Origin of the sequence: Vreelandella zhaodongensis (genome assembly GCF_013415115.1) — a bacterium.
In the GTDB taxonomy this organism is placed as follows: Bacteria; Pseudomonadota; Gammaproteobacteria; order Pseudomonadales; family Halomonadaceae; genus Vreelandella; species Vreelandella zhaodongensis.
This window is the reverse complement of record NZ_JACCDD010000008.1, coordinates 121,076-136,215: the sequence shown is the minus strand read 5'-3', so window position 1 is coordinate 136,215 and position 15,140 is coordinate 121,076. Positions and strand designations below refer to the sequence as shown.

Annotated in this window: 12 protein-coding genes; all 12 read right to left on the bottom strand. The window is 53.2% G+C overall.

The window, feature by feature from the left end:
* Positions 1 to 55 precede the first annotated feature (55 nt).
* The 12 genes from dnaE to uppS all read right to left on the bottom strand — a co-directional run bounded on the left by dnaE (position 56) and on the right by uppS (position 15,128).
* Positions 56 to 3,559 carry a DNA polymerase III subunit alpha gene (gene dnaE, locus HZS79_RS14730; protein WP_179928232.1) on the bottom strand — a complete coding sequence of 1,168 codons (3,504 nt, stop codon included), beginning with the start codon at positions 3,557 to 3,559 and terminating at the stop codon, positions 56 to 58.
* 41 nt (positions 3,560 to 3,600) lie between these two features.
* The gene (rnhB, locus tag HZS79_RS14725) at positions 3,601 to 4,218 is read right to left on the bottom strand and encodes a ribonuclease HII (RefSeq protein ID WP_179928231.1); all 618 of its coding nucleotides are present in this window, start codon (positions 4,216 to 4,218) and stop codon (positions 3,601 to 3,603) included.
* A complete protein-coding gene (lpxB, locus tag HZS79_RS14720; RefSeq protein WP_179928230.1) occupies positions 4,208 to 5,407 on the bottom strand; it encodes a lipid-A-disaccharide synthase in 1,200 nt (399 codons plus the stop codon). The genes rnhB and lpxB overlap by 11 nt, the downstream gene beginning before the upstream one ends.
* Before the next feature lie 62 nt (positions 5,408 to 5,469).
* Positions 5,470 to 6,237: an acyl-ACP--UDP-N-acetylglucosamine O-acyltransferase gene (gene lpxA / locus HZS79_RS14715; RefSeq protein ID WP_162219158.1), complete on the bottom strand. Its 768-nt coding sequence runs from the start codon at positions 6,235 to 6,237 to the stop codon at positions 5,470 to 5,472.
* Entirely contained in the window at positions 6,234 to 6,677 is a 444-nt protein-coding gene (gene fabZ / locus HZS79_RS14710) for a 3-hydroxyacyl-ACP dehydratase FabZ (protein WP_162219159.1), read from the bottom strand. The genes lpxA and fabZ overlap by 4 nt, the downstream gene beginning before the upstream one ends.
* A gap of 155 nt (positions 6,678 to 6,832) precedes the next feature.
* A complete protein-coding gene (lpxD, locus tag HZS79_RS14705; RefSeq protein WP_179928229.1) occupies positions 6,833 to 7,870 on the bottom strand; it encodes a UDP-3-O-(3-hydroxymyristoyl)glucosamine N-acyltransferase in 1,038 nt (345 codons plus the stop codon).
* A gap of 51 nt (positions 7,871 to 7,921) precedes the next feature.
* Positions 7,922 to 8,428, bottom strand: a complete 507-nt coding sequence (locus HZS79_RS14700) for an OmpH/Skp family outer membrane protein (RefSeq protein ID WP_162219161.1) — start codon at positions 8,426 to 8,428, stop codon at positions 7,922 to 7,924.
* Between the two features lie 54 nt (positions 8,429 to 8,482).
* Entirely contained in the window at positions 8,483 to 10,834 is a 2,352-nt protein-coding gene (gene bamA / locus HZS79_RS14695) for an outer membrane protein assembly factor BamA (RefSeq protein ID WP_371829575.1), read from the bottom strand.
* A 100-nt stretch (positions 10,835 to 10,934) separates the two neighbouring features.
* The gene (gene rseP / locus HZS79_RS14690; protein ID WP_162219162.1) at positions 10,935 to 12,293 is read right to left on the bottom strand and encodes a sigma E protease regulator RseP; all 1,359 of its coding nucleotides are present in this window, start codon (positions 12,291 to 12,293) and stop codon (positions 10,935 to 10,937) included.
* 42 nt (positions 12,294 to 12,335) lie between these two features.
* Positions 12,336 to 13,532 carry a 1-deoxy-D-xylulose-5-phosphate reductoisomerase gene (gene ispC, locus HZS79_RS14685; RefSeq protein WP_162219163.1) on the bottom strand — a complete coding sequence of 399 codons (1,197 nt, stop codon included), beginning with the start codon at positions 13,530 to 13,532 and terminating at the stop codon, positions 12,336 to 12,338.
* Positions 13,529 to 14,350: a phosphatidate cytidylyltransferase gene (locus HZS79_RS14680; RefSeq protein ID WP_162219164.1), complete on the bottom strand. Its 822-nt coding sequence runs from the start codon at positions 14,348 to 14,350 to the stop codon at positions 13,529 to 13,531. The genes ispC and HZS79_RS14680 overlap by 4 nt, the downstream gene beginning before the upstream one ends.
* A complete protein-coding gene (uppS, locus tag HZS79_RS14675) occupies positions 14,343 to 15,128 on the bottom strand; it encodes a polyprenyl diphosphate synthase (RefSeq protein WP_162219165.1) in 786 nt (261 codons plus the stop codon). Before uppS ends, HZS79_RS14680 begins: the two co-directional genes overlap by 8 nt.
* Positions 15,129 to 15,140: the final 12 nt, after the last annotated feature.

Below are 15,140 nucleotides of genomic sequence, written 5' to 3'. Positions count from 1 at the left end.
ACATCGCCCGTTGGCGTTCAATTTGGCGGTGGCACGTATACGTTTATTGCACTTACTAGCGGTAGCGTAACTGAACGCCAACCTGCCCTTGTACATCGCGAAGGGCTAACAGCAAGTCGTCGCTGGGGGCGACTTTCCACTCATCTGCCAACGCTAACCATCCAACCGCTGCCGAATGGCGATACTGCAGCCGCACCGGTAGCCCAGCGTCGTCGCGATAGGGGCTAAGGCTGTCGCGCAGGGAATCAACCAAGCGTCCGTTAATCTGTTCAGCATCGAGCGCCAACTCCACCGCTTCTCCATAACGGATCCGTGCGGTCACCATTGGGGTGACATCTTTGCCACGTAGACGCATCCCACCGGAGAAGTCGTCGTTCGATACCTCGCCTTCCACAATGATCACTTGGTCAGATTCAATCTGGCCGCGCAGCTGATCAAACAACTCACCAAACAGTGATGCTTCAATACGCCCAGTACGGTCATCCAGCGTGATAAACGCCATGGTATCGCCGCGCTTGGACTTCATGGTACGCATGGCTACCACCAGCCCTGCCACCCGCTGCGGCTCTCGGGAAGGCTTTAAATCGCTGATACGTGTAGAAACAAAGCGCTTTAGCTCCCGTTCATACTCGTCAATGGGGTGCCCCGTCAAATAGAGCCCCAGGGTGTCTTTTTCCCCTGACAGTCGCTCACGGTCGGTCCACTCTCGGGCAGTAAGGTACTCAGCGTAAGGGTCTGTTGCCTCTTCTTCCGCCGTGAACGCATCGCCAAACATATCCAGCATTCCCAGGTTTTGATTGGCATGATTTTGAGCGGCGGCTTTTAACGCGTCCTCCATCGCAGCGGATAACACCGCCCGATTCGGCCCCAAGTTATCTAACGCACCAGACCGAATCAGCGCTTCCAGAGTCCGCTTATTCATCCGTTTGGGATCCATGCGACGACAAAAATCAAACAGGTCTTTAAACGGGCCATCAGTGCTACGGGCTTCGACAATCGCACCAATTGGGCCTTCCCCCACACCGCGAATAGCACCGAGGCCATACACTACGCGACCTTCAGTATCGACGGTAAACTTATAGCCCCCCACATTAACATCTGGCGGTGTGACGGTAAGTTTGAGGTGGCGGCACTCCTCAATTAGCGGCACCACTTTATCCAGGTTATCCATTTCTGTGGACATAACAGCGGCCATAAATGGACCGGGATAGTGGGCCTTCAACCAGGCAGTTTGATACGACACCAGGGCGTAGGCGGCCGAGTGCGACTTGTTAAAGCCGTAACCAGCGAACTTTTCCACCAGGTCAAAGATGTTGCCCGCAAGATCTTTATCAATCCCATTGTCGGCACACCCTTCCATAAAGCCCGCACGCTGCTTAGCCATCTCTTCAGGCTTTTTCTTACCCATAGCACGGCGCAGCATGTCTGCCTGCCCCAGCGAGTAACCGGCCATTACCTGAGCAATCTGCATGACCTGCTCTTGGTACAAAATAATGCCGTACGTCGGACTGAGCACCGGCTTCAGCAAGTCATGTTGATAATCCGGGTGTGGATAAGAGACTTCCGCACGGCCATGCTTACGATTGATAAAGTCATCTACCATGCCCGACTGCAGCGGACCTGGGCGAAATAGCGCCACTAGGGCGATCATATCGTCGAGGGAGTCGGGTAAAAGTCGCTTAATCAGCTCCTTCATCCCTCGGGATTCCAGCTGGAATACGGCGGTGGTTTCCGCTCGCTTAAGCATCTCGAACGTTTTTCCATCGTCAAGAGGAATAGCGTCGATATTAAGCGGCGCCTGGCCGTTAACCCCCCGCACTTTATCGACCATTTCCAACGCCCAGTCGATAATCGTCAGCGTACGCAGACCCAAAAAGTCGAATTTAACTAGCCCAGCGTCTTCGATGTCGTTTTTATCGAACTGCACCACGAGGCCAGAACCATCTTCATCGCATAATAGCGGCGAAAAGTCCGTCAGTTTCGTCGGCGCAATTACCACGCCCCCGGCGTGTTTACCGGTGCCGCGGGTGGTGCCCTCTAACTTAAGGGCCATTTCCCAAATCTCTTCGGCCTCTTCGTCGTTGTCGATAAACTCTTTCAGCGCAGGCTCTTGCTCTATCGCTTTGGCAAGCGTCATGCCTACTTCAAAGGGAATCAGCTTGGAAAGTTTGTCACCCAACGAGTAGGGCCTACCCTGGGCACGCGCCACATCACGTACCACAGCTTTCGCGGCCATCGTGCCAAAAGTGACAATCTGTGATACCGCGTTACGACCATAGCGATCAGCGACGTACTCAATCACCTTATCGCGCTTCTCCATGCAAAAGTCGACGTCAAAGTCAGGCATAGAGACACGTTCAGGGTTAAGAAAACGCTCGAACAGAAGATCATAGCCAATCGGGTCAAGGTCGGTAATTTTTTGCGCGTAAGCCACCAGCGACCCCGCGCCAGAGCCACGCCCAGGCCCTACCGGCACGTTGTTATCCTTGGCCCACTGGATAAAGTCCATAACGATCAGGAAGTAGCCAGGGAAGCCCATCTGAATAATAACGTTCAGCTCAAACTCAAGTCGATCACGATAGCGTTGATCAATCTCGCGGTAAGCGTCGCTATCCCGGGGGTATTGTTCCGCTGGAAATAAAAAATCGAGCCGTTCGGTAAGGCCGTCATGGGAGACTTTGCGGAAAAACTCATCTTGGGTCATCCCTTCGGGGATTTCGAACTCAGGCAAAAAGATTTCACCCAAACGCACGTCAACGCTACACCGCTCGGCAATCATGACGCTGTTTTCAAGCGCTTCGGGGATATCGGCAAACAGAGCCGCCATTTCCTCAGGACTTTTTAGGTACTGCTCTTCGGTATAGCGGCGTTCACGGCGCGGGTCGTCCAACGCCTTACCTTCACCAATGGCAACGCGGGTTTCGTGGGCCCAGAAGTCCTCCCGCTCCAAAAAGCGTACGTCATTGGTCGCCACCACCGGGGTATTCGACTCAATTGCCAGCTTCACACTCGCGTGAACACACTCCTCTTCTAGAGGGCGTCCAGTACGGATGAGTTCCAGATAAAAACGATCTGGAAAGGCTCGCTGCCACTCTTCTAGCAGCCCCCGTGCTTCGCGCTCATGCTCTGACAGTAAATGACGCCCAATCTCGCCTTCACGCCCTCCCGATAGCGCAATCAGTCCTTCGCTTTGCGCCAATACCCACTGCTTATCCAGAATCGCTCTACCCTGGCGCTGGCCATCAGTCCATCCTTTAGAAATCAACTCGGTGAGATTGCGGTACCCAACATCGTTCATCGCCAACAGCGTGATGCGATACGGATGAGCCTCATCATGGGAATTATATAGCCATAGATCGCTGCCGATGATGGGCTTCAGACCAGCGCCTTGAGCCGCCTTGTAAAACTTAACCAGACCAAACAAGTTAGCTTCGTCGGTTAAGGCTAATGCCGGCATCCCCCGCTCAGCGGTGGTACTGACCAGTGACTTGAGTTTGACCAAGCCATCAACCAGGGAGTATTCACTGTGCAAACGTAGATGAACGAACGGAACCGTCATGAGACTCTCAGCAACAAGGCTAGTAGAACAATAGAAAAGGCTTACAGTAGCGCTAACTGGCGCTGTACTGGCGCAAAACTGCGACGATGCTCGGCAAGCGGCCCGTGGGCAGACAACGCCGCCAAATGCTCTTTGGTTGGATACCCCTTATGACGGGCAAAACCATACTCAGGATAGCGTATATCCAGCTCGGCCATCTGTGCATCGCGAGCTACTTTAGCCAGGATCGACGCGGCAGCGATCGCAGGATGGCGGGCATCGCCTTTGACCACCGCTTGCCCAGGAAGCGCGTGTCCTGGCAGCCGATTACCATCCACCAGTAGGTATTCCGCTGCAGGGGCCAGAGCATCGATGGCACGTCGCATAGCAAGATGGGTGGCATGGTAGATATTAAGCTGGTCGACTTCAGCTGCACTGGCTTCGGCAACTGCAAACGCTAACGCTTGATCGCGAATCTGCACATCCAACATTTCGCGCTTTCGCGCGGTGAGCTTTTTTGAATCCGTTAGCCCCTCAATCGGTCGGCTAGGGTTCAGAATCACCGCCGATGCGACCACGCTGCCAATCAGTGGCCCACGCCCAACTTCATCAACACCTGCCAAGCGATTACCGTGATATTCAATCACCAGTGGTGGATAGTCAGTCTGTTTAACGGCCATGGGAACTCCTTCCTTGAGAAGCCATTTCGTCGCTATCTAACGCCTGCCCCGCTACCAGCGAGGTAATTGCCTGGGCAGCACGCTGACTGGCATTGCGCTGTAACGCACGGTGCATATCGGCAAAACGGGTCTCCAGCGCGTGGCGCATCTCGGCATTGCCCAGCATCTCGTCAAGCTGATCGGCAATAGCCTCTGGTGTTGCCGCATCTTGTATCAACTCTGGCACTAAACGCTCTTGAGCAATTAGGTTGGGTAACGATATCCACTGGGTTTTTACAAGACGTTTTGCTAGCCAGTGGGTAGCTGGTGCCATTTTATAGGCCACTAACATCGACCGGTGACACAGCATAGCCTCTAATGCCGCGGTACCCGAGGCCAGCAGCACTGCATCGCTGGCCACCATCGCTTCGCGTGCCTGGCCTTCCAAGAGCATGACCCGTTCACTTAACGCAGGGTGGTTTGACAGAAGCAGGGTGATCTCTTGATAACGCTGTTGGGTCGCCGCTGGAATGACCACACGCAGCGATTCATTGCGCTGACAGAGCAGCTCAGCGGCACGTAAAAACGTATCGCCCAAAAAGCGTATTTCGTTGCCCCGTGAACCAGGCAACAACGCCACTATCGGTGCTTGGTTCGGCAGCCCAAGTGCTTGACGGGTAGCCTGACGATCGTTATCGAGTGGCATCTCATCCGCTAGCGGATGGCCAACAAAGGCCACGGGGACATGATGGCGGTGGTAAAAGTCAGCTTCAAAAGGCAGTAGCGTCAACATTCCATCTACCGCCTTGGCAATCTTTTTCACACGCCCCTGCCGCCACGCCCACACCGAAGGGCTGACATAGTGGGCAGTTTTCAGCCCGTGAGCACGCAGCTGTTTTTCTAAGCCAATATTGAAGTCGGGCGCGTCGATGCCGATCATTATGTCTGGCTGCCAGGCAAGTGCCTCTTCGCGCAGCGTGCGGCGCACGCGAATGAGCTCAGGCAGGTGTTTGACCACCTCAACCAAGCCCATAACGGATAACGTCTCAAGGGGGAAACGGCTGGCCAACCCTTGTGCTTCCATGCGGGGGCCGCCCAGACCGCGGAATTCAACGTCTGGATGACACAGCCTCAACTCACGCATCAGGCCAGCCCCGAGGATATCGCCAGAGAGCTCGCCAGCCACAAGATATACGCGTTGCAGTGTCATAACGGCGAGTGAACCAATTGCATAGGAACCCTATTGTTGATGTCGATGGAACACCAACATCATTAGCGGATAATGCCTCGCGTTGACCGCTCAATAGAGTCGGCAAACGTGGTGACTTCTGGCAAATCGAAACGGCTACGCATTTCACTAACGGCTTGTTCAACGGTCAGGCCTTGGCGGTACACCAGCTTATAGGCGCTACTTAAAGCATTGATCGCTTCACGGTTAAACCCGCGCCGTTTCAAGCCCACCAGATTAAGGCCGCGTGCTTCCGCTGGATTGCCGTTAATCATCACGTAGGCAGGGGTGTCTTTGGTGATAATCGAGCCCCCCCCTGCCATGGCGTGTTCACCGAAATGACAGAATTGATGCACCGCCGAAAGACCACCCAAAATAGCATGATCACCAAGCGTGACATGACCTGCCAACGTGACTTGATTAGCTAAAATGCAGTCGTTACCAATCACACAATCATGACCTACATGAACGTAAGCCATGAATAAGTTCCGCGAGCCAATGGTCGTTTCGCTGCGATCCTGGACAGTGCCACGATGCAGGGTAACGCCTTCGCGAACGACATTATCATCGCCCATTATCAAACGTGTTGGCTCACCTGCGTACTTCTTGTCCTGGCAGTCCTCACCTACCGAGGCGAACTGAAACACTTTCGTGCGCTCACCTAGTACGGTAAACCCTTTAATCACCACATGAGGGCCAATCACAGAACCCGCGCCAATCGTGACGCCTGGCCCAATTACACTAAACGGGCCAACCTCAACGTCGTCAGCAAGCTGCGCATCAGGGTCAACCAGTGCAGTAGGATGTATCAAGCTACCTTCCTCTCAGCACAAATAATTTCTGCCTCACAGGCTAATTCACCATCAACCGTTGCTCGGCAAGCAAACTTCCAAATGCCTCGTTTCCCACGAATCACGTTAGCTTCCAATACCAACTGGTCACCCGGCATCACAGGGCGCTTGAAACGCACGTTGTCACTTCCTACTAAGTAGTAAACATAACCGTCGGCGGGCAGCTTATTAACCGTCTTAAAGCCTAAAATGCCGCACACCTGAGCTAATGCCTCAACTACCAAAACCCCCGGCATGATGGGGTGATGCGGAAAATGTCCGTTAAAAAACGGCTCGTTAATGCTGACATTTTTATACGCAACGATGGCTTCGCCTACGGTTAATTGCGTTACTCGATCCACCAGCAAAAACGGATAGCGGTGAGGCAAGTATTCGCGAATTTCGTTAATATCCATAACCATCGTAACGACCTCTAAAATGACAAAAGGCCTGAGTGATATCAGGCACGAACCAGCAACACCACTGGCGAGCAGGCGGTGGATTATAACCTGCGGCTACTCAGCCTCAAGCCACCTGCCTTTCTTCAACCAGTTCAACCACTAAATTGCTAGCAAATTTACTCTCTACGCTGACTTTTCTCTAACCGAGATAAGCGCTTAGCGATTTCATCTAGCTGTTTAAAGCGCACTGCATTTTTACGCCACTGGGTGTTACTCATGGCGCCAGTGCCTGATGAATATACGCCTGGTTCATGGATCGAGTTAGTCACAAGGCTCATGCCAGTCACCTGCACGCCATCACAAATAGTGAGATGACCAGAAAGCCCGACGCCGCCGCCAAGCATGCAGTGCTTACCCACCTTGGTGGAACCAGCAATCCCAACACAGCCCGCTAGGGCACTGTGATCACCAATAGTGACGTTATGGGCAATCTGCACCTGACTATCGATTTTCACATCGTTGCCAATCACCGTATCACCCAGTGCACCACGATCGATACTGGAACAACTACCAACCTCGACGTCATCACCCAACACCACACCACCTAATTGGGCAATTTTGTGCCAACCGGCGCCATCGTGAGCAAAGCCAAAACCGTCGCCGCCAATCACGCAGCCGCTTTGTAAGATCCCTCGTTTACCTACCACGACGCCATGGCAGACAGTCACATTGGCATGCAGACGGGTATCATCGCCAATCACGCTATCGGCCCCAATCACACTACCCGCGCCCACCACTACTCGATCGCCTAGCACCACACCGGCTTCAATCACCACATGCGCTTGAACAGAAACACCTTCCCCCAGAATAGCGCCATCTGCGACAACGGCCGAGGGATGAATACCTGGAATATCCCAAGCAGGCAGCGGATCAAATAGCAGGGAGAGTTTGGCGTACCCTAAATAGGGGTTGTTCATTTCTAAGCGTGGCACAGGGCAGTGTTTACCATGCTCGGGATGTAGCAATACTGCCGCAGCTTTTGTATTAGCCAAATCTTTTAAATACGCACGATTCGCGAGAAACGCAACGTGATCTGGCGTCGCTTCTTTGAGCGTGGCCAAGCCCTTAATTGGCTGATCAGCGTCGCCCTCGAAATCAACGTCCAAGTGACGAGCGATATCCGCAAGGGTGAGGTGATGAGAAGCGTGCGTCATGGGAGCCCAGAGAAACAGGGGTGCGGGGTCACCGCACCTACAATCATGAAATTAGTTTAGCGAATCAAAAATCTGTGTGACCTCATTCGTCACGTTAGGCAGATCTGTCGATGAGTGCAAAACCCCCTGAGGCTCTACAAGCACATCGATATTATGGCGCTGGAGCACTTGTTCAACGGCCCGTTCGAGCTTCGACTCAGCACTTTCAAGGAAGCGTTGCTCTGAAGTTTGCTGCGCTTGCAGCACTTCACGACGCAGCTGTTCAAAGCGGCTGCCCTTTTGCTGCAGCTCAGCAATAAGCGATTCTCGCTGAGATTGCGGCATCGTTTCGCCCTCGCGCTGCAGGCGCTCTTGCAACTGCTGAAGCTCGCCACCTAGTGTTTCTGCCTCGCGCTGCTGGTTACCAATCTGGCCTTCCAACTGGTTCAGCGATGACTGGGCCGACTGTGTATTCATCAACGCAGCACGCCAATCAAGCACTGCCACTTCAGCGGCAGTCGCGTAAGCCGGTAGTGTCATCGCGCCTAATAGACACACAGCTGCTGTCAGTTTACGCATCTTGTTAACTCCTTTTAGTCAGGCGGTGGTGCTCGCAAGCACTGTTTTACAACATTAGAACGTTTGGCCCAGCGAGAACTGGAAGAACTGCGTGTCGTCGCCACTTTCATCGTTTAGCGGCTCCGCGAAGCTAAACGTCAATGGGCCTACCGGTGTCAGCCAAGAAAGACCAATGCCGATACTGTAGCGTAAGTCGCTCAAATCCACTCCAGAACTACACTGCTGACGTCCAACATCGGCTTCCTGGACATCATAGCAAGAACTTAGGAACGTGTTACCTGCGTCTAAAAAGAGCGACGTTTGAAACGCGCGCTGATTCTCAATGAAGGGCAACGGGAAAAGCACTTCTGCCGACCCTTCTACCAATATATTGCCGCCCAATGTGCGGTCACGACCACCATCTCGGGTTGGCGTAGTGCGCTGCCCCAATGTGTTTGAGGTAAAGCCACGCACCGACCCTAAACCGCCCGCATAAAAGTTTTCATAAAACGGGAACGGGTCATTGCTGCCTAGCGTGTCGGCATACCCTAAATTACCACTAAACTTTAACGCCCAGGTGTGATCATCATTGATCGGGAATAGCTGCTGGGCACGGGCGCGCAGCTTATAGTATTCCGCATCACTGCCTGGGGCGGCAGTTTCCACAGAGAGGCGCTGATAGTTACCCGCCGTAGGCATAATACCGCGATTCAAATTGTTACGCGTCCAGCTCGCGTTGAGCTTCAGGCTTTGTGCGTGCTCACCTTGCTCGTCGACATAGCGAAGGATTTCTGATGCTGTGTCGTTATAGGTCTTGACGGTTAAGTCTTCAATACTGGCACCGAAGTTCAACCGTGAAAGCTCACTGATGGGGTAACCGAAGTTAATACCAGCACCGTAGGCATCAGTAGAGAACGTGGAAATATCGGAGTCCCCGTAGTCGGTTTCTCGATAAAAGAGATTATAACCGCGAGAAATACCGTCCAGCGTCCAATAGGGGTCAGTGAAGGCAAAGTTGACGCTGGTAAACGTATCACTTTTCTGAGCCCCAACATTGACGCGGTTACCAGTGCCCAAAAAGTTATTTTGTGCCAAGCCTACGCCGTAAATCACCCCAGCGCTTTGTGAGAAACCGACGCTGGCTGAGACTGAGCCCGATGGTTGCTCTTCCACATTATAGGTAACGTCCAGCAGGTCCGGCTGTCCAGGTACAGAACGCGTATCGACTTCAACCTCACTGAAGAAACCAAGACGCTCCAAACGCTGACGCGACTGGGCAATTGCATCAGTCGATGCCGGCGCGCCTTCCAGCTGAATCATTTCACGGCGCAGCACTTCGTCTTGCGTTGTGGTGTTACCGAAAAACTCAATACGGCGTACATAGGTACGTTGCCCAGAGTCAACGGCAATCACAAGATCAACCGTTTCTCCGTCACTCGCCATTTCAGGAACACCCTGAACGTCAGCAAATGCAAAGCCTTCAGCTCCAAGCCGCTGACGCAACGCTTCAGTAGACTCGTTGATTTTCCCGCGAGAAAACGTATCGCCACTACTAATGGTCAGCAACTCTTGCGCTTCTCTTTCGCTGATTTGCAAATCACCTGCAAAGCGAATATTGCCTACCTTGTACTGCCTACCCTCATCCACATTCAGAGTAATGAAAATTTCTGATTTGTCAGGACCAATCGATACCTGGGTAGACGTAACATCGAAGCCTGCATAGCCACGGTCCAAATAGAAAGAGCGCAGGCGCTCAATATCGCCCGCCAGAGCTTCACGAGAGTAACTGTCACTTGAAAACAAACCGAAAAAACGCCCTGGGCGGTCATGTAATTCAAATACGCCCCGTAGCGTGTCATCGTCAAAGGCCTCATTACCAACAATATTGATTTGGCGAATTTTGGCTACTTCGCCTTCATTGATGTTGATATTAACCTGGACACGCCCCTCATCGATGGGATCGACGTCTACGTTAATCCTTGCACTGTAGCGGCCTTGGGATTGATAAACTCCTTCCAGCTCACGCTGTATCTCTTCCAGCGTGGACAGCTGCAGTACCTGACCTTCTGACAACCCAGACTCGCGCAAGCCTCTACGCAGGTCGTCATTAGAAATTTGCTGGTTGCCTTCAATGTTCAAGCGCGCAATGGTTGGCCGCTCGACCACTTGAATCACTAGCACGTCGCCTTCCCGCGCGAGTGACACATCTTCAAATAAGCCAGTGGCGAACAAATCACGCGCAGCAGCGGCAAGCTGCTGTTCACTCACTCGGTCATTTGCATTGACGGGAAACGCATTAAAGACGGAGGCGGCGGATACCCGCTGCAGTCCTTCCACACGAATGTCCGAAACATCAAAGGATTGTGCTTGGGCACCACTGGTGCCTACCAGCAAGAGTGCCGCCATTCCAAGGGTCTTGATTTTCATGCAGTCAGTTCGCTCGCGTTGGTCTGCCCATCATTCCAGATAGGCACCATATACATTTGTGCAGGCAGATGACAAGGCATCCTGCGCGCTACACGCGTCATTACCACAGGCGCATCAGATCAAAATAGAGAGCCATCAGCATTAGGCAACCTACCATGGCCAGCCCAATACGCAGCCCTACCGCTTGCGTTTGCTCAGAGACCGGCCGCCCACGCACAACCTCTATAAAATAGTAAAGTAAATGTCCGCCATCGAGTACGGGTATTGGCAATAGATTTAGCACACCCAGACTAATGGAAAGGTACGCCAGAAAGCCTACAAATACTTCCATCCCGGCGCGGGCTGAATCACCAGAAATTTGCGCAATGGTGATGGGGCCGGAAAGGTTCGAGGGCGAAATAAGCCCTACCAGCATCTTGCGGATAGCATCAACGGTCAAGAGCATCATCTCGCCTGTTCGCGATAACGCCTTTCCGACTGCTTCTATCGGCCCATAGCGAATCTCTCGCTGCAGTTCTTCAGGCCAGCTTACCGGCTGCGCTCCAGCGCCAATGTAGCCAACCTCTTCGCCACTCTCCAGCGTATTGCGCCCCGGTGTTAGAGAAAGCGTACCCTGTTCACCATTACGCTGATAATCAACGCTTAAGGTTTGACCGGCGCTCTCTCGAATAACCGAGACGAAATGCATCCAATCATCGATTGGCTCACCGTTAAACGCAACAATGCGATCACCTGCCTGAAGCCCCGCCTGCGCAGCGGCCTGGCCATCTACCACCTGGCCAAGTACAGCAGGCATCTCAGGACGCCATGGGGTAATACCCAAACTCAGCAACGGCTGCGGCGGGTCCTGGCGCACCATGTAGCTGGTCACGGGCAGTTGATAAACCCGCGGCACGCTCGAGCCTTCAGGTCGTGCTTCAATGGTAAGGTCACCACTGAAACCAATCATAGAAACAAGCTTTAAATTTATTTCTTGCCAGGAACGCATTGTATCGCCCTGAATGGCGGTAATTTCACTCCCTCGACTAAGTCCAGCCTCCGCTGCTGGCGAATTATCCGTGATATCGCCAACCATAGGAGCAACCGTCGTGGTGCCCGCCACAAACAGCGCCCAATAGGCAACAATGGCAAGTAGGAAATTGGCAATGGGACCAGCAGCAACAATGGCAATACGCTGCCATACGGTTTTCCGGTTGAATGCCTGATCTAACTGCTCTTCGGGTACAGGCGCCTCACGCTCATCAAGCATTTTGACATAGCCACCCAATGGGATGGCTGCCACCGCAAACTCGGTGCCGTGACGGTCAACGGTCGACCAAAGTGGTTTGCCAAAACCAACTGAGAAACGCAGTACTTTCACGCCACAACGGCGTGCCACCCAAAAATGGCCGAACTCGTGGAAGGTCACTAACAACCCAAGCACCACGATCACCGCTAATATGTTCTGTATCAGGCCCACTCTTTGCTCCTTTGCGTGACTCGCTGATCAACGGTGATGATGCTAAGCAACTTGCTGTTGAATAATGAGCGCTGCGTGCTCGCGCGCCCACTGATCGGCGGCCAATATCTGTTCCAGCGTATCAGCGCGCCCGTCATAAGGTTCAGCCATCACATTAGCCACGACAGCGGCAATGTCACTGAAGCCGAGCCGCTTATCGAGAAATGCGTCAACGGCCACTTCATTGGCTGCATTCAAAATAGCAGGTGCAGCGCCGCCCATAAGCATGGCCTCGCGGGCTAGGCGCAAGCACGGAAAACGCATTTCGTCTGGAGCCTCAAAGTCAAGCCGTGCTACCTGAAACAAATCAAGCGTTTCAACACCTGCATCAATTCGTTCAGGCCATGACAAGCCGTAGGCAATCGGCGTGCGCATATCAGGATTGCCCAGCTGTGCAATCACAGACCCGTCATCGTAAGCGACCATAGAGTGAATGACGCTTTGCGGATGCACCACGACCTGTATCTGATCAGGCGTGGCATCAAATAGCCAGCACGCTTCAATGAGCTCTAACCCTTTATTCATCAACGTCGCGCTATCAACCGAAATTTTACGCCCCATTGACCAGTTTGGGTGGTTGCATGCCTGCTCGGGGGTCACCGTAGCGATAGACTCAGCTGACCAGCCTCTAAATGGTCCGCCGGATGCCGTAAGCAACAGCTGGCGCACCCCATGCTGACGTAACCCACCTCGATGTTCGAGGGGTAGACACTGATAGATGGCATTATGTTCAGAATCAATTGGTAGTAATGTCGCCCCAGAACGAGCAACGGCATCCATAAACAGCGCACCGCTCATTACCAGCGCTTCTTTGTTGGCCAGCAATACACGCTTACCTGACTCAGCGGCAGCCAAGGCTGGCAACAGTCCCGCCGCACCAACAATAGCGGCCATTACCGTATCGACACTGACTTCTCGAGAAACACGACAAAGCGCTTCAGGCCCCGCTAACACCTCGATCGAGAGACCGCTAGCTAATAGCGCTTGTTGCAACCATGCTGCATCTGCGGGGTGATCTAGTACAGCAACAACCGGCCGATGCACCTTACATTGCGCCAGTAGTGCTTCTTTTGATGTGTGTGCGGTTAGCGCATAGACGTGATAGCGCTCTGGGTGTTTAGCAATAACCTCAAGCGTGCTTTTACCGATAGAGCCTGTTGATCCCAGCACGGTAATACGCTGAAGAGCAGGTTGACTCATAGGGCACTAACCTGCAGGTGTATCACTTGCAAATAAAACAGGGCAAACACTGGTATGGCTGCGGTGAGACTGTCGATGCGATCCAACACACCACCATGGCCGGGCAGTAACTGGCTGGAATCTTTGATGTCACGATAACGCTTTAGCATGCTTTCTAGCAGGTCCCCCAACACTGAGACCAGTGTGACTATCGCGGCAATGACAATTAACGCAATCCCCCCTGTAACGCTCACGGGCTGCCAAATTGCAAACGCCAGCGCTAACAGCGATGTGGCAGCAAGCCCACCGAAAACACCTTCCCAGGATTTTCCTGGACTGACCTTCGGGGCAAGCTTGTTTTTTCCCCACCGCCTTCCAGCAAAATAGGCACCAATATCTGCCGTCCAGACCAACAGCAGCACAAACAGCAGCCATATAGCGCCACTATCTCGCAGTACGTTAAAGCCCACCCAGCAAGGTAGCAGCACCCACACACCCATTAGCAACCGCCGCGAGGTGGCTTGCCATTGCTGGCCAGCGTTAGGGTAACGGGTTACCCAATAAAGATTGACGAGCCAACCAAGCGCCGCTAGCCAAAGCGGCCAAGCGGCAAAGGCAGCACCGGTTAGCCACATCATCAGCATTAACACTGCCATGGCAGCCACTAAAGACAGGCGTTTGCGTTGGCAAGTAATGCCTGCCAAGTTCGTCCACTCCCAGGCACCGAGTAGTACAATCAGGGCTGTGAATAGTGCAAATGCCCCACCCTGCAATCCAAACAGGCCGATCAGCGTCAAGGGCGCCAACCAGGCTGCGGTAATAATCCGCTGTTTAAGCACCTTGCGCCTCTATTTGTTCATCCGTCATACCAAAACGACGACGACGCAGGCAAAAATCATCTAATGCCTCATCAAACGCCGCCCCATCAAAATCTGGCCACAGCAAGGGCGAGAAATGCAGCTCTGCGTAGGCTAGTTGCCACAGCATAAAATTGGATAGCCGCTGCTCACCACTGGTGCGTATACATAAATCTACCGGCGGCACATTATGCGTATTCATCGCCGCATCTAAACGCGCCTCATCAATATCCGCAGCGGCCAGCTCGCCTGCAGCCACTTGCTCAGCCAACTGCCGAGACGCCCGCGCCAGATCCCATTGACCACCATAGTTTGCAGCGATGACCAGGTGCATACCGGTGTTGTCGGCGGTTAGTGCCTCAGCACGCTTGATATGCTTTTGAATAGCATAGGAGAAGCCACGCTGCTCACCAATGATTGATAAACGAATATTACGCTCATTAAGCTTTTTGACTTCGCGCTTAAGCGCCATCAAAAAGAGCTCCATCAATGCATTGACTTCAGCTGCAGGGCGTTTCCAGTTTTCACTCGAAAAAGCAAAAAGACTTAAGGTCTTAACGCCTCGTTCCGCAGCACGCTCAATAACCGCTCGCACGGCTTCTACGCCTGCACGGTGACCACGTGCACCAGAGAGCCCACGAGAACGCGCCCAGCGGTTATTACCATCCATAATAATAGCAACATGAGACGGCGGCACTTCCTCGGACCGAGAAAGCGTCGCGCCACTCTGCTGCTCTTGGGGAAGCTGCGGAGACGTCATGGGTTCTCGCAC